The organism is Pararoseomonas baculiformis (assembly GCF_017813395.1).
Classification (GTDB): Bacteria; Pseudomonadota; Alphaproteobacteria; order Acetobacterales; family Acetobacteraceae; genus Roseomonas; species Roseomonas baculiformis.
In genome coordinates this window covers 28,489-46,486 of the sequence record NZ_JAGIZB010000018.1, presented here as the reverse complement: position 1 = coordinate 46,486, position 17,998 = coordinate 28,489, and the positions used below count along the sequence as shown (strand labels likewise).

The 17,998-nt window shown below is 71.6% G+C and carries 15 protein-coding genes; 8 read left to right on the top strand and 7 right to left on the bottom strand.

Annotation, left to right across the window (positions count from 1 at the left end):
* Window positions 1-56: 56 nt before the first annotated feature.
* The gene (locus J8J14_RS17460) at window positions 57-1,409 is read right to left on the bottom strand and encodes an ammonium transporter (RefSeq protein WP_408896234.1); all 1,353 of its coding nucleotides are present in this window, start codon (window positions 1,407-1,409) and stop codon (window positions 57-59) included.
* Window positions 1,410-1,435: 26 nt separating this feature from the next.
* Window positions 1,436-1,774, bottom strand: coding sequence for a P-II family nitrogen regulator (locus J8J14_RS17455; protein WP_073134667.1), 339 nt, complete (start codon window positions 1,772-1,774; stop codon window positions 1,436-1,438).
* Window positions 1,775-1,925: 151 nt separating this feature from the next.
* On the opposite strand from J8J14_RS17455, the gene J8J14_RS17450 reads away from it, so the two are divergent.
* The 4 genes from J8J14_RS17450 (at window position 1,926) to J8J14_RS17435 (ending at window position 7,363) form a co-directional block, all read left to right on the top strand.
* The gene (locus tag J8J14_RS17450; protein ID WP_209380826.1) at window positions 1,926-3,251 is read left to right on the top strand and encodes a UbiH/UbiF/VisC/COQ6 family ubiquinone biosynthesis hydroxylase; all 1,326 of its coding nucleotides are present in this window, start codon (window positions 1,926-1,928) and stop codon (window positions 3,249-3,251) included.
* A gap of 100 nt (window positions 3,252-3,351) precedes the next feature.
* Entirely contained in the window at window positions 3,352-4,680 is a 1,329-nt protein-coding gene (locus J8J14_RS17445) for an APC family permease (RefSeq protein ID WP_209380825.1), read from the top strand.
* A 32-nt stretch (window positions 4,681-4,712) separates the two neighbouring features.
* A complete protein-coding gene (locus J8J14_RS17440) occupies window positions 4,713-5,993 on the top strand; it encodes an FAD-dependent oxidoreductase (RefSeq protein WP_209380824.1) in 1,281 nt (426 codons plus the stop codon).
* The gene (locus tag J8J14_RS17435) at window positions 5,990-7,363 is read left to right on the top strand and encodes an aminotransferase-like domain-containing protein (RefSeq protein ID WP_209380823.1); all 1,374 of its coding nucleotides are present in this window, start codon (window positions 5,990-5,992) and stop codon (window positions 7,361-7,363) included. Before J8J14_RS17440 ends, J8J14_RS17435 begins: the two co-directional genes overlap by 4 nt.
* A 9-nt stretch (window positions 7,364-7,372) precedes the next feature.
* On the opposite strand, the gene J8J14_RS17430 is transcribed toward J8J14_RS17435, so the two are convergent.
* On the bottom strand, window positions 7,373-8,371 hold the full coding sequence (locus J8J14_RS17430; protein ID WP_245215906.1) for a zinc-dependent alcohol dehydrogenase family protein: 999 nt from the start codon (window positions 8,369-8,371) through the stop codon (window positions 7,373-7,375).
* Between the two features lie 108 nt (window positions 8,372-8,479).
* Here J8J14_RS17430 and J8J14_RS17425 point away from each other — a divergent pair, with 108 nt between their 5' ends.
* On the top strand, window positions 8,480-9,736 hold the full coding sequence (locus tag J8J14_RS17425) for a hypothetical protein (protein WP_209380821.1): 1,257 nt from the start codon (window positions 8,480-8,482) through the stop codon (window positions 9,734-9,736).
* Window positions 9,737-9,763: 27 nt separating this feature from the next.
* Here J8J14_RS17425 and J8J14_RS17420 read toward each other — a convergent pair whose 3' ends face one another.
* The 4 genes from J8J14_RS17420 to J8J14_RS17405 all read right to left on the bottom strand — a co-directional run bounded on the left by J8J14_RS17420 (window position 9,764) and on the right by J8J14_RS17405 (window position 14,570).
* Window positions 9,764-11,047, bottom strand: a complete 1,284-nt coding sequence (locus J8J14_RS17420) for a hydroxymethylglutaryl-CoA reductase, degradative (RefSeq protein WP_209380820.1) — start codon at window positions 11,045-11,047, stop codon at window positions 9,764-9,766.
* Window positions 11,048-11,088: 41 nt separating this feature from the next.
* Window positions 11,089-12,063 carry a Bug family tripartite tricarboxylate transporter substrate binding protein gene (locus J8J14_RS17415; RefSeq protein WP_209380819.1) on the bottom strand — a complete coding sequence of 325 codons (975 nt, stop codon included), beginning with the start codon at window positions 12,061-12,063 and terminating at the stop codon, window positions 11,089-11,091.
* Between the two features lie 138 nt (window positions 12,064-12,201).
* Entirely contained in the window at window positions 12,202-13,101 is a 900-nt protein-coding gene (locus J8J14_RS17410; RefSeq protein ID WP_209380818.1) for a hypothetical protein, read from the bottom strand.
* The gene (locus J8J14_RS17405) at window positions 13,098-14,570 is read right to left on the bottom strand and encodes a hypothetical protein (RefSeq protein ID WP_209380817.1); all 1,473 of its coding nucleotides are present in this window, start codon (window positions 14,568-14,570) and stop codon (window positions 13,098-13,100) included. The genes J8J14_RS17410 and J8J14_RS17405 overlap by 4 nt, the downstream gene beginning before the upstream one ends.
* Before the next feature lie 269 nt (window positions 14,571-14,839).
* Between J8J14_RS17405 and J8J14_RS17400 the strand changes: the two genes are divergently transcribed.
* The 3 genes from J8J14_RS17400 to J8J14_RS17390 all read left to right on the top strand — a co-directional run bounded on the left by J8J14_RS17400 (window position 14,840) and on the right by J8J14_RS17390 (window position 17,938).
* Complete coding sequence (locus tag J8J14_RS17400; protein WP_209380816.1) at window positions 14,840-15,817, top strand: Bug family tripartite tricarboxylate transporter substrate binding protein; 978 nt, start codon at window positions 14,840-14,842, stop codon at window positions 15,815-15,817.
* A 124-nt stretch (window positions 15,818-15,941) separates the two neighbouring features.
* Window positions 15,942-16,439 (top strand): tripartite tricarboxylate transporter TctB family protein, encoded by a 498-nt coding sequence (locus J8J14_RS17395; protein ID WP_209380815.1) that lies wholly within the window; start codon window positions 15,942-15,944, stop codon window positions 16,437-16,439.
* Complete coding sequence (locus tag J8J14_RS17390; protein ID WP_209380814.1) at window positions 16,439-17,938, top strand: tripartite tricarboxylate transporter permease; 1,500 nt, start codon at window positions 16,439-16,441, stop codon at window positions 17,936-17,938. Before J8J14_RS17395 ends, J8J14_RS17390 begins: the two co-directional genes overlap by 1 nt.
* Window positions 17,939-17,998 lie beyond the last annotated feature (60 nt).

Here is a 17,998-nt window from a genome sequence, read left to right as displayed (position 1 = left end):
CCCCGGCGGATCGCTCCGCCGGGGCTCTTTGGTTCAGGACAGGGAACGGGCCGCGATCAGCCGAGGCGCTCGCCGTGCAGCGAGACGTCGAGGCCCTCGCGCTCGTCTTCCTCGGTCACGCGCAGGCCGATGATCACGTCCACGATCTTCAGCAGGATCCAGGTGGCGATGGCGGTGAAGACGAAGACCGCGACCGTCGCGTAGAGCTGGATCATGAACTGGTCCATGCTGCCCGATACGCCTTCCGGCGCCGCCGTGGTGGCGGAGAGCGGGCCATAGGCGAAGATGCCGGTCAGCAGCGCGCCGACGATGCCGCACAGGCCATGCACGCCGAAGGCGTCCAGGCTGTCGTCGTAGCCGCACCAGTGCTTCAGGGCGGTGGCGCCCCAGAAGCCGGTGAGGCCGGCGATCAGGCCGATGATCAGCGCCGGCACGGGCAGCACGAAGCCCGCGGCCGGGGTGATGGCGACGAGGCCCGCGACCGCGCCGGAGATGGCGCCGAGCACGGAGGGCTTGCCCTTCACGATCCACTCCGCGGAGAGCCAAGCCAGCGCCGCGATACCAGCCGCCACCTGCGTGACCAGCATGGCCATGCCCGCGCGGCCGCCGGCGGCGCCGGCCGAGCCCGCGTTGAAGCCGAACCAGCCCACCCAGAGGAGCGAGGCGCCGATCACGGCCAGGCCCAGGTTGAAGGGCGACATGTTGTCATGCCCGTAGCCCACGCGCTTGCCGAGGACGATGGCGGCCACCAGGCCCGCAACGCCCGCGTTGATGTGCACCACCGTGCCGCCGGCGAAGTCCAGCGCGCCCAGGGCGAAGATCCAGCCATTCGGGTGCCACACCCAATGGGCGATCGGGGCATAGACCACGATCAGCCAGAGGATGGTGAAGAGCACCATGGCGGAGAACTTCATGCGCTCCGCGAAGGCGCCGGTGATCAGGGCCGGCGTGATGATCGCGAAGGTCATCTGGAACATGACGAAGACCGTCTCGGGGATGGTGAAGGCCACCGCCGCGTCGCCCGAGCCCAGGGTGAAGGGCTGGTCCCAGTTCTCGGCCACGCCGCGCAGCAGCATCTTCGAGAGATCGCCGACATAGGCGCCGCCCTCGCCGAAGGCGAGGCTGTAGCCCACCAGCATCCACACCACCGTCGCCAGGGCGGCGATGGAGAAGGACTGCATCAGCGTGCCGAGGATGTTCTTCTTGCGCACCATGCCCGCGTAGAAAAGCGCGAGGCCCGGGACGGTCATCATCAGGACCAGCGCCGTGGAGGTCATCATCCAGGCGGTGTCGCCGCTGTTCACCACGGCCTCGGCGGCGGCCGGGGCATCCTGCGCCATGGCGGGGCCGGCCAGCAGCATGGCGGCCGCAGCGGCGGTGGCCGCCCAGCCGCGGAGTTGGGGTCGCATCGTCACGTCCTTGTTCTTCATCTCTCTCACAGGGCCCCCGCGTCGGTCTCGCCGGTGCGGATGCGGAGCGCGCGCTCCAGGTCCAGCACGAAGACCTTGCCGTCGCCGATCTTGCCGGTGCGCGCGGTGGTGGCGATCGCCTCCACCACGGCGTCCGCCAGTTCCGCGGGCACGGCCACCTCGATCTTCAGCTTCGGAAGGAAGGAGACCTGGTACTCGGCGCCGCGGTAGATTTCCGTCTGCCCCTTCTGCCGGCCGAAGCCCTTCACCTCGGTCACGGTCAGCCCCTGCACGCCGAGCGGGGTGAGCGCTTCGCGCACCTCGTCAAGCTTGAACGGCTTGATGATCGCCATCACCAACTTCATCGTGTCGCGGCCCCCTTCCTCCGCTTGGACAGGGGGGTAGATGCGAGTTGCGTGCCATCGCAGTTCGGCACCCTTGGATGATGCGTTACACGGGCCGGGGGTGGCGGGATCTGGCGCGCTGCCCAAATCATGGGCAGAACCCGTCGCCGTGATGCAGGATCTCCCCGTGATGCCGCTCGAAGCCGAAGCAACCGATCTGGACGTGCTGGTGATCGGGGCGGGGCCGGCGGGGGGAACCCTGGCGGCCACCCTGGCCACGGGCGGGCTTTCGGTGGCCGTGGTGGATTCCCAGGCCCTGCCGCCGATGGAGCTGCCGGCCTTCGATGGCCGGGCCTATGCCATCGCCGCCGGCAGCCGCAACCTGCTCTCCGCCGCCGGGCTGTGGGACCTGCTGCCGGAGACGCCCTGCGCCATCACCGGCATCGACGTGACCGACGGGCGCCCGGGCGAGCGCCCCTCCCGCCTGCGCCTGCGCTTCGATGCGGCGGAAATGGGGGAGGAGGCCTTCGGCTGGATGGTGGAGGCCCGGTCCCTCCGCGTGGCGCTGAATGCAAGGCTGGCCGCCCTTCCCAACCTCCAGGTGCTGGCGCCCATGACGGTGACGCTGGACCGGCAGGCGGATGGGGTGGTGGCGCGGCTTTCAGACGGGCGTGTGATCCGGGCGCGGCTGGCGGTTTCGGCCGAGGGCCGGCGGAGCGCCCTGCGGGGAGAGGCCGGGATCGGCGCCACGCGGCTGGACTACCGAACCGCCGGCATCGTCTGCGCCATCGCGCATGAGCGGCCGCATGACGGCACGGCGCTGGAGGCCTTCCTGCCCAACGGGCCCTTCGCCCAGCTGCCGCTCGCCGATGCCTCCCCGGAAGGAGAGGGTGAGCGCTCCCGGGCGGCGCGGGAGGGGTTCCCCCATGCCTCGGCGATCGTGTGGTCCGAGCGTAGCGACCTCGCCCCCTATTTCATGGCCATGCCGCCCGAGGCTTTCGCGCGCGAGGTGACGCGGCGCATGGGTGGGCATCTGGGCGCGGTGAAGCTGGTGGGCGGGCGCTGGTCCTATCCGCTCTCGGCCCTGCAGGCGATGCGCTTCGTGGATCGGCGGCTGGCCCTGGTGGGGGATGCGGCCCATGGCATCCACCCCATTGCCGGCCAGGGGCTGAATGTGGGCTTGCGGGACGTGGCGGCGCTGGCGGAGCTTGTGATCGAGGCCAGGACGGCGGGGCAGGATGTGGGCTCCCCCGCGCTGCTGGCCGCCTATCAGGCGGCGCGGCGGCCGGACTCCCTGGTGATGCTGGGGGCCACCCATGCGCTGGAGCGGCTGTTCGGGAATGACCTGGCGCCCATCCGCATCGCGCGGCGCCTGGGCATCGCGGCGGTGGACCGGATGCCGGGGCTGAAGGGCTTCTTCGCGCGCCGCGCCATGGGGATGGGCGGCGGCGTGGCCGCCGGCCTGCTGTCCGGCCGGGGCATCCTTCCGGCGGGCTAGGCGCCGCCGTTCCGGCTGGTGGCCTGCCGAAAGCCAGGTAATGCTGGACAACCCGGGCGCCGGGAAGAACGCTGCTTCCGCATCACGATGGAGCGGCAGCATGGCGGAGACCGGAAATCCGGCGGCTGGGCAGCCGGAGCTGCAGCGGAGCATCGGCCCCTTCCAGCTCTTTGCCTATACGCTGGGCGGGATGCTCGGGGCGGGCATCTACGGGCTGGTGGGGCGCGCGGCGGGGAATCTGGGCAATGCGGTCTGGCTCGGCTTCGCCGTGGCCATGGTGGCCGCGCTGCTCACCGGGCTGAGCTATGCCTCGCTCGGCTCCCGCTATCCCCGGGCGGGGGGCGCGGCCTATGTCACCCAGCGGGCCTTCGGCATGCGGCTGCTCACCTGGATGGTGGGGCTGACGGTGATGGCCTCGGGCCTCACATCGGTGGCCACGCAGTCCCGCGTGGTGGCGGTGAACCTGCTCTCCCTGTTTCCCATCGGCGTGCCGCCGCTGATCGTCGCGCTGGGCTTCCTGCTGCTGGTGGCCGGGGTGGTGTTCCGCGGCATCCGGGAAAGCATGGCGGCCAATGTGGTCTGCACCCTGGTGGAGTTCCTGGGGCTGGTCTTCGTGATCCTGGTCGGCATTCCCTATTGGGGCGGGGTGGACCTGCTGGAGACGCCCTCCCCGGATGGGATCACGGCTTCCCTCATCCTCTCCGGCGCCATCCTCACCTTCTTCGCCTTCATCGGCTTCGAGGACACGCTGAACGTCGCGGAGGAGTGCAAGGACGCGCGTCGCACCGTGCCCTTCGGCATCATCGGGGCCATGCTGGCGGCCACCGTGCTCTACATGGCCGTGGCCGTCACCGCTGTCTCCGTCGTGCCGTTCCGGGAGCTGGCCGAGGCGCCCTCGCCACTGGCGGCGGTCACGGCGGTGGCGGCGCCCTGGTTCCCGGGCTGGGGCTATGTGGCCATCACGATCTTCGCCGTGGCCAACACGGCGCTGCTGAACTACGTCACCGCCTCCCGCCTGGTTTTCGGCATGGCGCGGGACGGGCTGCTGCCGGCGCCGCTGGCCCGGGTGCATCCGGGCAGGCGCACGCCGCATATCGCGATCGGGGCGCTGCTGGTCGTGCTGGTCGCGCTGGTGCTGGCGGGGGATATCGGGCAGCTCGCCTCCGCCACGGTGCTGCTGCTGCTGGCCGTCTTCACCGTGGTGAATGCCGCGCTGCTGGTGCTGCAGCGCCGCCCCGGCGAGGCGCGCGGGGGCTTCGAGGTGCCCTCCTTCGTGCCGGCCCTGGGGGCGGTTGTGTGCCTGACGCTGCTGGGGAACCGGGTTGTCGCCGGTGACTGGCGGGCGCCGGCCCTGGCGGGCGCGCTGCTCCTGGTCATCCTGGCGCTCTATGCGCTGATGCGCCCGCGCGGCCTGCCGCAGGGCGCCTAGCGCGCCGCCAGCCCACGTCCGACACTGGGTGGATGAGAGATGTACCGTCCTATGACGTGATCGTGGCCGGGGGAGGCGCGGCCGGGGTGGCCGCGGCCATCGGCGCCGCGCGGGCCGGGGCCCGCACCCTGCTGGCGGAGCGCTACGGCTTCCTGGGCGGCGCCGCCGCCAATGCGAATGTGCTCGCCTATTGCGGGCTGTTCCAGCAGGGGCCGGTTGCGCGCCCGGCCGTGGGCGGCGTGGCGGTGGAGGTGCTGCGCGGGCTGGCCGGGCTGGGGGTGGACGCGGCCCCGCGCCGCTCCCGAAGCGGCAACTGGATCGTCACCTTCGAGCCGGAGGCGCTGAAGCGGGCGCTGGACGCGCTGGTGGGCGGCGTGCCTGGCCTGACCCCGGCGCTGCATGCCCGGGTGACGGCGGTGGAGGCCGGGGATGGCGTGCTGGCCGGGATGACGCTGACCGACCATGCCGGGTCCCATCCCCTCCGGGCGGCGGCTTTCGTGGATGCCAGCGGGGAGGCGGCCCTCGGCGCGCTCTGCGGTGCCGCGATGATGGTGGACACGCTGCGCGACGGGCCGGGCAATGCGGCTTCCCTGCCCATTCGCCTGGGCGGGTTGCCCCGGGCGGTGCTGCCGGAAAAGCCGGCGCTGGCCCGGATCGCCGCCCGGGCAAATGCCATGCTGGCCGGGGGGCGGAAGGATGCCGTGCGCGTGCGCGCCGATGGCGGGGTCTTCATGGAGATGGCGGCGCCGGACGAGGCCTGGTGGACCTGCATCGACCTGCCGACGGATGGGCTGAGCAGCGCCTCCCTGACCGCCGCCGAGATGGAGGGGCGGCGCATCGCCTGGACCTGCCTGGCGGCGTTGCGCGGGGAGCCGGGCTGCGAGAATGCACGGATCATCGCGACCGGCCCGCAATTCGGCATCCGCGAGACACGGCGCTTCGCCACGCGCCGCCCGGTGACGGAGGCGGATGCGATGGCGGGGCGCCGCGACCCGGCCGGGATCGCGCGCGCCGCCTGGCCCATGGAGGTGCATGCGGAGCCCGGCCGCCCGAGCTTCACCCCGCTGGGCGGGGAGGGGTTTTTCGACGTGCCGCTGGACGCGATCCGGCCCGACGGCATGGATAATTTATGGGCCGGCGGGCGGGTGATCGGGGCGGATGCGCCCGCCTATGGCTCCGTCCGGGTCATGGGCACGGGTTTCGCCACCGGCCAGGCCGCCGGCGTGGCCGCGGCCCTGCAGGCCGGATCGGGCGCCGCGCCGGGGGCAGGGGCGGTGCGGCGCGTGTTGCTGGAGCAGGGCGCCATCCTTTGAGCAAGGCCGGCGGCATCGTCGAGCGCCTGGCTGCGGCCATTGAATCCGGCGCGCTGCGGCCGGGGGAGCGCCTGGCCTCCGTGCGGGATGCCGCGCGGGAGCATGGCGTGTCCAAGAACACCCTGGCCGGCGCCTATGACCGGCTGGTGGCTTCCGGCCATCTCGAGGCACGGCGGGGAGCGGGGTACTTCGTGGCCTCCGGCGCAAGGCGTGCGGTGCGGCGGCGGGCGCCGGATGTGGCGGAGGCGCTGGACCTCGTCTCCCTGCTGCGGGAGCAGACCGAGGCGCATTACGCCGTGCGCCCGGGCGAGGGGCGCCCGCCCCCGGCCTGGATGGAGGAATCCGAGCTGGGCGCGCATTTCGCGCGCGCGGCCCGGCTGGGCGGCCGCGGGGAGGCGCATGACTACGGCAGCGCCTGGGGCTATGCGCCGCTGCGGGAGCGGATCGCGCTTTCCCTGCAGGAGCGCGCCATTCCCTGCGCGCCGGAGCAGGTGCTGCTGACCCAGGGCGCGAACCATGCGCTGGACCTGATCATCCGCCAGATGATCGAGCCGGGCGATGCCGTGCTGGTGGACGACCCTGGCTACTATCCGCTCTTCGGCAAGCTGCGCCTGGCGCGGGCGCGGATCCTGGGCGTGCGGCGGCGGCCGGATGGGCCGGACCTGGAGGATCTGGCGGCGAAGCTGGCCGTCGCGCGGCCGAAGGCCTTCTTCACCCAGTCCCTCGCGCATAATCCCACGGGCGGCACGCTTTCCCCCGCGGTGGCGCATGGGCTGCTGCAGATGGCGGAGCGGCACGGCTTCCAGATCGTGGAGGACGACCCCTTCGCCGATCTCCTGCCCGCCACCGCGCCGCGGCTGGCGGCGCTGGATGGGCTGCGGCGGGTCTTGCATGTCGGCACCTTTTCCAAGACGCTCTCGGCCTCGCTGCGGGTGGGCTTCGTCGCGGCCTCGCCGGGGATGGTGACGGCGCTGGCGCATATGAAGCTGCTGACCGTGGTCGCCACCTCCCAATATGCCGAGCGGATGGTGGCGGGGCTGATCGCGGGCGGGCATTACCTGCGCCACCTGCGGCGGCTGCGCGCCCGGGTGGAGCGGGCGACGGACGCGGCGCTGCGCGACCTGCGCGCGGCGGGGCTGAACCCGCCCCGCCCGCCCGGCGGCGGCTTCTATCTGTGGACGCCCCTGCCCGAGGACGTGGAGGAGGCGAGGATCGTGCGGGAGGCCGCGGCGCAGAGCATCTTCCTGGCGCCAGGATCCGTGTTCAGCCCGGAGCGGGGCGGCAACCCGCCGATGCTGCGGATCAACGTGGCCCATGCCAGCGACCCGCGCTTCCTGGCCTTCATGCGCGCGCAACTGGCGGGGCGCTGAACCCCGCCGCTACCACTCCACGCCGATCTTGCCGAAATGACTGCCGGATTCCTCGTGGCGGAAGGCATCGGCCAGTTGCTCCAGCGGGAAGATGCGGTCGATCACCGGGCGCAGGGCGCCGCCATCCAGGGCGCGGACGAAATCCTGCTGGTTGCGCCGGCTGCCCACGATCAGGCCCTGCAACCGCGCCTGCCTGGCCATCAACAGGGCCGTGGGAATCTCGCCGCCCCGGCCCGTGAGCACGCCGATGAGCGATATATGCCCGCCCACGCGCACGGCCTGGATGGATTGGGGCAGGGTGCCGGGGCCGCCGACCTCCACCACATGGTCCACGCCGCGCCCATCGGTGATCTCGCGCACGCGGGCGCCCCAGTTTTCCACCTGCCGGTAGTTGATGGTCTCATCGGCGCCCAGGGCGCGGGCGCGTTCCAGCTTCTCGTCCGAGTAAGAGGTGATGATGACGCGGGCGCCGATCATCTTCGCCAGCTGCAGCGCGAAGATGGAAACGCCCCCGGTGCCCAGGGCCAGCACCGTGTCTCCCGGCCTGAGCGCGCCATCCACCACCAGGGCGCGCCAGGCGGTGAGGCCGGCGGTGGTGATGGTGGCGGCTTCCACATGGCTGAAGCCGCGCGGGGCGTGGGTGAAGGCGGTGGCGGGCAGCACGACATGCTCCTGCGCGAAGCCGTCGATCCCGTCGCCGGGCGTGCGGGAGAAATCGGCGATGGTCGGCGGGCCCGCCTGCCAGTCCGGGAAGAAGCAGGAAACCACGTGGTCGCCGGGGGCGAATTCCGCCACGCCTTCGCCCACGGCTTCCACGACGCCGGTACCATCCGCCATGAGCACCCGGCCATCCGCGGCCCGCGCCCGGCCATTGGCCACGCCGAAGTCATGGTAGTTCAGCGTGCTGGCATGCAGGGCCACCCGGATCTGGCCAGGGCCGGGGGCGCCGGGATCGGGTCTCTCCGCCAGCTCCAGCCTGTCCAGCCCGCCCGGGGCGCGCACCACCATTGCTCGCATTTCGTCACTCCAACCCGGTCCCGCCTTAAACGCTGAAACGGGCGAAGGGCGTCATGCCGGGCGTGGCCCCGCCCGGCGGCCGCCATGGAGAATGCCTGCATGCCCATCACGGACAGCACCATCGAGGTGATCAAGCCCTCCGGCTCGGTGGAGGAGGACACGGCGCGGCTGACGGAACTGGCGCAGCGGGCGCGGCAGATCTTCTTCGATCCGGGATCGGGCCAGCCCCTGCGCCTGAACCGCACCATCCGCTTCGGCCTGGCCGGGCAGCGCTTCTGGGGTTCGGCGCCCTGGGCCAGCACCGTGGAGTGGCATGGGGACCCGGACAAGGCGACCGTCTTCGCGCTGCGGGGCAACCAGTACATGTCCATCTCGAACATGATGATCCGCCCGGGCCATTGGGGCACGCCACAGGAGATCCGCATGCGGGCCGGCGCGGCCATCACCATCGAGGACGAGAACGGCACCTCCGCCGCCTTCTGCGAGCTGGACAACATCTTCATCCATGCCATGGCGGATGGCGTGCTGGTCGGCGGCGGCGCGGAGCACCGGATCCGGCGGCTGCAACTGCGGAAGCTGCGCGGGCGGAAGGGGCTGCGCTTCTTCGCCCCCAGCAAGGCCCGGGCACTCTACCGGTGCATCGTGGACGACATGGTTTCCGCCGAGGCGGAGAGCCCGGAATACGATGCGATCGACCACAACAGCTACAGCTACTCGGTGGAGGTGGACAAGGCGGCGCTGCTGAATGGCGGGCGCGGCTACACGATGGCAGACGACGTGGCGGACGGCGCCTCCTATCCCATGTGGGCCTTCGCGCAGGACCTGGAGACGGACCACACGGCGCAGGGCGGCGTGGAGCTCTGGGCCGGCGAGGGGTTCGAGGCCGTCACCTCCTGGTTCGGCTCATCCCTCGGCGGCGCGGGGCTGCTGGCGGGCGGGGCCTGGCGTGGCGACCTGGCCCTTTCGGCCTGCCGCATCTACGGCAATGCGCGCGAGGGCATGTCCATCACCGCGGGAAAGGGGGCGGCCCTTTCCGGGCTTTTGGTGGGGGATAACGGCGTGATGCGGCCAGGCAGCATGGCGGGCATCCTGATCGGCGGGCAGGCGGAGAACATCTCCATCGCCGCCTCCTGCAGCGGGGACATGGTGGGGGTGCGCGGCAATGCGCAGGGATGGGGCGTGATCCTGCACGACAAGCCCCGGCGCGTGAATCTCTCCAGCTTCGGCACGCTGGAAGGAAACCAGCGCGGGAAGATCCTGAACGAGACGCGCACCGTGCAGCATGAGGAACTGATCGGGGCGCATCTCAGCGAGGAATCGATCCGCGAGGGGCGGCGGAGCGGGGCCTATCTCTGACATGGCCCCTGCACCACCGGCACTGCCCTAGGCAACGCCGGCCCGCATCCTCTCCAGCTCCACCGTCGCCACATCCTGCCGCACCTGCCGGCGTTCCACGAGGATGGCGGCCAGCTTCGCCACCTCCTCGCCCACGGCACCGGCCGCGATGGCGACGTTGTTGGCGTGCAGCGCCATGTGGCCCTTCTGGATGCCCGTGGTGGCCAGGGCCTTCATCGCGCCGAAGTTCTGGGCGAGGCCGACGGCGGCGATGATGCGCGCCAGCTCCGCGGCGGTGGAGACGCCGAGGATCTTCAGGCAGGCGCGCGCCGTGGGATGGATCTTGGTGGCGCCGCCGACAAGGCCGACCGGCAGGGGCAGCTCGATGGAGCCGGCGAGGTGGCCTTCGGCCGTGACCTCCCAGTTCGTCAGGCTGGTGTAGCGGCCGTTGCGGGCGGCATAGGCATGGGCGCCAGCCTCCACCGCGCGGGTATCGTTGCCGGTGGCGAGCACCACGGCGGAGACGCCGTTCATGATGCCCTTGTTGTGGGTGGCGGCGCGGTAGGGATCGGCCTCGGCGAAGTGGTAGGCGCTGATCATGCCGTCCCGCACCGCCTCGCCACCGATGGCTTCCGCCGGCCACACGGCGCGCGCGCGGGCCAGGCGGCGGTCGGCAAGGTTGGAGAGGATGCGCAGGAAGACCTTGCCGCCCGTCCAGGATTCGACGGAGGGGGCGAGGGTCTCCGCCATGGTGTTGACGGTGTTCGCGCCCATCGCATCGCGCGTGTCCACGATGAGATGCGTCACCACCATCGGCCCGCCGCGCGAATTCACGACGCGCACCTCCAGGTCCCGGAAGCCGCCGCCGAGCTGGACGAGCATGGGATCGCACCGGTCGCAGATGGCGGCGATCTCGTCGCGGCGCTCGAGGATGCGGAGCCGCGCATTCTCCGGATCCGTCACGCCGACCAGCTGCACCTGGGCGATCATCAGGTTGCCGGAGACGGAGGTGGTGAAGCCGCCGGCATCGTAGCACTGGCGCGCGGAGTTGCAGACCGCGGCAACGACGGAGGATTCCTCCGTTGCCATCGGCACCAGCACGTCCTTGCCATCGACGCGCATGTTGGTGGCGACGCCGATGGGGATGGAAAGCGTGGCGACCACGTTCTCGATCATGTGGTCGGCCAGATGCGTGTCGATATTGCCCGGCGCGGCGAGCTGGGCGCGGGTGGCGTCGTCCAGGCCGGAGAAGGCGGCCACCGCCTCCAGCCGTTCCGCCGTGCTCATGCGATGGAAGCCGGAGATGCGCGAGGTGAGATTGCTGATGCTCATGGTCTTGTCCGGGTGTGGGCGGGAAGGGGCTTCGGCCGGCGCTATTCGAGCTTGATGTTGCCCTCGCGGATCACGTCGCCCCACTTCTTCGTGTCGCCAACCAGCGCCTCGCGCAGGGCCGTGGCATTGCCGGAGACGAGTTCCACGCCCTGGTCGGCCAGGCGGGCGCGCAGCGCGGAATCCTCGGTCGCGGCGCGCAGGGCGGTGGCGGCGCGGGTGATGACGGGGGCGGGCGTTCCGGCGGGGGCGAAGAGGCCCTGCCAGAAGAACACCTCGAAGCCCGGCAGGGTGTTCGAGACGGGCGGCAGGTTCGGATAGTTCGGCAGCGGCGCGTTGGCGGTGGTGGCCAGGCCCTTGGTGCCGCCATCGGCCAGCGTCGTCGCGGCCTCCTGGATCGCCTGGAACACCACATGGATGCGGCCTTGGCGCAGGTCGAGCGCGGCGGGCGCCCCGCCGCGATAGGGGACATGCACGATGTCGATCTCGGCGCGGGCGCGGAACATTTCCAGGCAGAGATGGCTGACCGAGCCGGTGCCGGGGGAGCCGAAGAGCACCTTGCCCGGATTGGCCTTGCAGTGGGCGATCAGCTCCGCCGTGTTGCTGGCGGGCACGGAGGGATGGACATGCAGGATGAAGGGGGTGCGGAACACCATCCCGATCGGCTCCAGCTCCTTCAGCGGCTCCTTCGGGGTCAGGTTGGGCTGGAGGGTCTGGTTGATGGCGAGCGTGGTGGTGCCCATCACCAGCGTGTAGCCGTCGGGCCGGGCGCGGGCGGCATAGGTGGCGGCGACGGAGGTCGCCGCGCCCGGGCGGTTCTCCACCACCACGGGCACGCCGAGATTGCGGGACATGGGCTCGGCCACGGCGCGGGAGGCGAGGTCGGTCACGCCCCCCGGCGGATAGCCTTCGATCAGGGCGATGGCGCGTTCGGGCCAGTTGCCCTGGGCGGTGCCCTGGGCATGGGCGGAAAGGGCCGGCAGGGCGAGGGCCGAGCCGAGAAGGGTGCGGCGATGCATGATGGACGTTTCCCTGGCTTGTCTTCTGTTTGAAGCCAGGGTGTCCCAGGTAGGGGCTGCCGGGGAAGGGACAGTCAGGAGGAATCCGGAGGGGACTGTCCCAGCGCTTCGGCTAGGACAGTGCTGGCGCCCCCTGGCTCATTCGCTCCCGAGAAGCCCCTCGACGACCCCCCGCAGCAGGGCCGCGCCCTCCGAAAGGCGCTCCAGCGCCAGGGGCCGCCCGCGTTCCTCGCCGGCCGTGGCGAGCGTGCCGCGGTCCTGCAGAAGCTCGCGCGCGGAGAGGCGGCCATCGCCGTCGTAGTCCAGGCTCTCCATCATCACCCGGGCCGCCAGCACCCCGCCCATGGCCCCGGCGGTGTTGGTGAGGCCCGAGACTTCCGGCGAGGCCTCGCTCTGCATCGAGAGCAGCCAGGTGGCGCCGCGGAACAGCCGGGCCAGCTCGGCCGTGCCGAGCATGTTGTCGCCCGAGACATCGCCGGTGCGGATGAGGGTGGCGGCGCATTCCGCCACGCTGCCCGTACCGGGGCCGCAGGCCGCCTCCAGCGCCTCCACCGCGCCGAGGAAGGCGATGCCCTCGCCCTGGGCGGCGAAGGACAGGGGCGTGGTGGGGCAGCGGCGCCAGGACAGGATGGGGACATCGCCGGGCAGCCGGTCGTCCCGGGTCTTGTTCGAGGGCTCCGCGGTTTCCAGCGCCTCCCCTGCGGCGCGGAGCATCAGGCGCGGGGCTTCGGGGCCGCGGGCCGTGGCGACGATCCAGCCGCCCTCCATCCCACGCGCCTCGGTGAAGCGCAGCAGCCGCCCGGCGCCGCTGGACGGCACCCGGGCGGCGCCGCGGGCGGAAAGGGCCAGCATGGCCGAGGGACTGGCGCATTCGCCCTGGAACCAGGCACCGCGCAGCGGGGCGGCGACGGGCACTTCAGGCGCAGGGACCGGGGCCGTAGTCTGGGCCTGGGCCTGGGCCTGGGCGAGGCCGGGGGCGGCCAGCAAGGCCAGGCCGGTGAGGAACTGGGCGAGGAACTGGCGGAGGGGGCGGATCATGGCAGGGGCACCTCGATCCCGGCGCAGAGATCGATCGGGTCGCGAGTCACCTCCCGCCCATCCCGGAAGACGGCGGTGAGGCGGGCGGGGCAGGTGCCGCCATCGGGCGGGGCGACATCCAGGGTTTCATTGGCGCCAAGGACGGTGGCGCCCAGCCGGTCCACGCCCTGCGGGGCATTGGGCGGGTCGATATAGAGCTCGATAATGGGCAGGCGGGCCGTGTTGCGCAGGCGGACGCTGCCGGGCCGTGGGCCGTCATCCTCCTCCTCGCCCTCGTCCAGGCGCTGGGCGATGGTCCAGCCCGGGCGGACCGCGATGGCGGCGACCTGGCATATATTCACCTCGCGCCGCTCCTCCGCGCCGCCGGTGGGGAAGACGACGCGGATATCGGCCACGCAGTCCACCGGCACGGAGAGGATGCGGCTCTCGTTCCGGTCCAGCCCGCCGGGCAGGCGTTCCGGCCCCCAGTCTCCTTCCGAGGAGGAGGAGACATAGATCTCGTCAATCCGCGCGCCGTGGCGGTTCACGATGGTCAGTGGGCGCTCGGGCGGGCGGGGGATGCCGCTGCCATCGAAGATCACGGGGCTGGTGGTGCAGATGTTCACGCCGCGCTTCGCCTCCGCCGCGCCATCCTCATAGACGGCGCGGAGATCGGCCTCGCAGCCCGGAAGGCGCAGGCGCAGGCGGAAGGTGCTGCCATCGGGCGCGGGCTCCTCGCCCATGCGGTCCACGCTCCATCCCTCGTCGGAGTCGAGCGGCCCGCCGCGGCCGGCGGCGACGACATGCATGCCATGCAGCGGCCTGCCAGCGCGGTTGGCGATGGTCACGTCGCGCCAGGAATGGCTGGGATCAGCCAGGGTGACGCGGGGGGTGCGGCAGACATCCACGCGCGGGCGAGAGACCTCGGAGCCGTCCATCATCACCGCCGTGATGTCGAAGAGGCAGTCCCGGCGGCGGCCGAGGCGCAGGCGGTGGGTGCGGCCGGAGGGAACGACCTCCGCCCCCAGCCGGTCCGGGCCGCGGGCGGCGCCGGGCGGGGCGGCATAGAGTTCCCGCAGGTCCAGATCCGTGTCGTTGACGATGGATGCCTCGCGGGCAGGGACGGAACTGTCCCCGAGGAGGACGCGCGTGCTGCGGCAGAGATCGACGTTGCGCCGTTCCTCCATGGTCTCATCGGCCAGGATGGCGCGAAGGGACCAGGAGCAGGGCTGGTTCCGCCCCAGCCGGACCCGGAAGCTGCCGCCGGGCGGGAGGGTGTCGGCGCCCAGCCGGTCCGGGCCCGGGTCGGCTTCGCTGGCCGGGGCCATGTAAAGCTCGCGGACGGCCAGGCCGGTCTCGTTCGCCACCACCGCCTCGCGCTCGGGATTCGGGCGCGGCTGGGCCTGGGCTGGCATGGGCGCGAGCAGAAGGCCCGCAAATCCAAGCCCCGCGCCCAGTGCCGCCCCGATCCTCGGGATGATCCAACCCATCCAGATGCCCCGATCCCGCGCCCCGCCGGGCCGTCCGGAGGGCTCGCGGCAGGATCGTCGCATGAAAGCCACGGCGCAATTGCAGGAAAGACACAGGTGCCATTCTGCCCGACGTTCCACCCTTCACGGCGGCGCGAGAGTGCGTGGGGCAGCCAGGAGGCATGACGCGGGTTTCACGCGGCGGGTCGCGGATTCCATGCCGTGCCGGATTCTGCGGCGGGCAGATCGCGGATAGGATACGGGCAATGTCCATGGGAGGACCGATTGCCATGACGCGTTTCACACCCGGCCGCCGCCAGATCCTGGCCGGCGCCGCCGCCCTGCCTTTCCTGGGTGCCGCCGCCCGGGCACAGGGCAGCCAGCGCTATTCCAGCCTGAACATGTTCATCCCCGCGGCGCCTGGCGGCGGGTGGGACGGGCTGGGCCGCGCCATCGAGCAGGTGGCCCGCCAGGCCGGGCTGGTCGGCTCCATGCAGTTCGAGAATGTGGGCGGGGCCGGCGGCGCGGTGGGGCTGCCGCGCTTCGTGGCGCAGCGCCGCGGGCGGCCGGATGCGCTGATGGTGGCCGGGGCCGTGATGGTCGGGGCCACCCTGACCAACAAGAGCCCGGTTGGCATCCGCGACGTCACGCCCATCGCGCGGCTGACGGAGGAGACCCTGGCCGTGGTGGTGCCGGCCAATTCCGAAATCCGCGACATCAAGGGCCTGATGGATGCGCTGAAGGCCAATCCGGGGACGGTCGCCGTGGGTGGCGGCTCGGCGGGCGGCATCGACCACATCCTGCTGGGGCTGATGATCAAGTCCCTCGGGCGCAATGCGCGCGAGGCCTCCTATGTCGCCTTCGCCGGCGGCGGGCCGGCCCAGGCGGCCATCCTGGGTGGCCAGGTGAAGGCCGGCATCTCCGGCTATTCGGAGTTCGCCGAGCAGATCAAGGCGGGCCGGATGCGCGTGCTGGCCACCAGCGGCGAGCAGCGGATCGACCCGCAGGCGCCGACGCTGAAGGAGAGCGGGATCGACATCGTGCTGGGCAACTGGCGCGGCCTGTTCGCGCCGCCGGGCATCAGCGCCGATGCCCGGGCCAACCACATCCGCTTCGCGACCGAGCTGAACGCCCTGCCCGCCTGGAAGCAGCTGCTGGAGACGCGCGGCTGGGAGAACGCCTTCCTGGCGGGCGAGGGCTTCGATGAGTTCCTGAAGCGTGACATCGAGGCGACCACCGCCGTGCTCAAGGAGATCGGCCTGGCCTGAGGCCGCCAGCGGGCGCGTGGAGAAGGCTTCACGCGCCCGCCGCTTCCCGTGGCCCCGGGCCCATGCCATTCACGGATCGGGGCTGCCGGGGTGAATGCCGGGCGGGCCAGGGAACGGAACCTCCATGAAGCAACCCATCGCGCCCGCCGGCACGCCGGGCGCCGACCTGGCCGTAGGCCTTTTCGTCATGCTGCTCGGGGCGCTGACGCTCTACGCGGCCTGCGCCATCCCTGATTCCCCGCTCTATGCCCAGGTGGGGGCCAAGGCGGTTCCCTATCTCGTCGGGGTGATCCTCGTCCTGCTCGGTGGCGGGCTTTCCGCCGTGGCGCTGCGGGGCGGCTGGAGCCGCGACAACGAGGAGGCCATGGCGGCGCCGCCGACCAACTGGCGCGCGCTGGCGCTGCTCGGCGCGGGGTTGCTGGTGCAGGTTGCGCTGATCGGCTGGCTCGGCTTCGTCATCGCCGCCACCATCCAGTACGTGCTGGTCTGCGCCGCCTTCGGCTCCCGCCGGCCGGTGCGGGATCTGGCGATCGGAATCGCCGTGACGCTGGGCGCCTATCTCGGCTTCTCGCGGTTGCTGGGCGTGAATATCGGCGCGGGCGTTCTGGAGGGACTTCTCTGATGGACGCGATCTCTGGCCTTGCCATGGGCTTCGGCAACGCGCTCACGCCCATCAATCTCGGATGGGCGTTGCTGGGCTGCTTCCTGGGCACCGCGATCGGCGTGCTGCCCGGGCTCGGCCCGGCGCTGACCATCGCGCTGCTGCTGCCCGTGACCTTCCAGGTGGAGGCGACCGGCGCCTTCATCCTGTTCTGCGGGGTGTTCTACGGCGCGATGTATGGTGGCTCCACCACCTCCATCCTGCTGAACACGCCGGGTGAATCGGGTTCGATCATCACCGCGCTGGAAGGCGCGAAGATGGCCCGGCATGGCCGCGCCGGGCCCGCGCTGGTTACGGCGGCGATCGGGTCCTTCGTTGCCGGAACGGTCGGTACCCTCGGCATTTCCTTCGTCGGGCCGCTGGTGGTGGAGGTGGCGCTGAAGCTCGGCCCGGCTGAGTATTTCTCCCTCATGCTGCTCTGCTTCGTCACCGTTTCGGCGGTGCTGGGCGGGTCGGCGCTGCGCGGCCTCACCTCCCTTGGCTTCGGGCTGATGCTGGGGCTCGTGGGCATCGACCTGCAGACGGGACAGCCGCGCCTGACCTTCGGCATCCCCGAATTGCTGGATGGGGTGAATGTGGTGCTGGTGGCCGTGGCGCTTTTCGCCGTGGGCGAGACGCTGCATCTGGCCTGGCGGCATGTGGAGGGCAACCAGGAGGTGCGGCCGGTCGGGCGGCTCTGGATGAGCGCGGGCGACTGGCGCCGCTCCATCGGTCCCTGGCTGCGCGGCTCCTTCCTCGGCTTTCCTTTCGGCGTGCTGCCGGCGGGCGGCACCGAGATGCCGACCATGCTGAGCTATTACGCCGAGCGGAAGCTGGTGAAGCCAGAGCATGCCGGGGAATTCGGCACCACCGGCGCGATCGAGGGCGTGGCGGGGCCGGAGGCGGCGAACAACGCGGCGGCGGCGGGCGTGCTGGTGCCGATGCTCACGCTGGGCCTGCCCACATCGGCCACGGCGGCCATCATGCTCTCGGCCTTCCAGTCCTATGGCATCCAGCCCGGGCCGTTGCTCTTCACGCAGCAGCCGGTGCTGGTCTGGACGCTGATCGCCAGCCTCTACATCGCCAATGTCATGCTGGTGGTGCTCAACCTGCCCCTGGTCGGGCTCTGGGCGCGCATCCTGAAGATCCCGACGCCGCAGCTCTATGCCGGCATCCTCGTCTTCGCGACGATCGGCACCTACGGGATCAGCAACTCGGTGACCGATCTCGTGCTGCTCTACGGCATCGGCATCATCGCCATGTTCATGCGGCGCTTCGACTTTCCGACCGCGCCGGTGGTGATCGGGATGATCCTGGGGCCGATGGCGGAGCAGGCGCTGCGCCAGGCGCTGACCATCAGCCAGGGCGACTGGAGCACCTTCGTCACCCGCCCGATCTCGCTGGGGATCCTGCTGGTGGCGGTGCTGGCCCTGTCCGGGCCGCGGCTCTGGGGGGCGTGGCGCGCGCGCGCGGCGCGTTAGAAAGGCGGAGGACGAGGCGGAGGCGGTTGGCGCGGGGGCAGGGCTGCCCCTATATGCCAC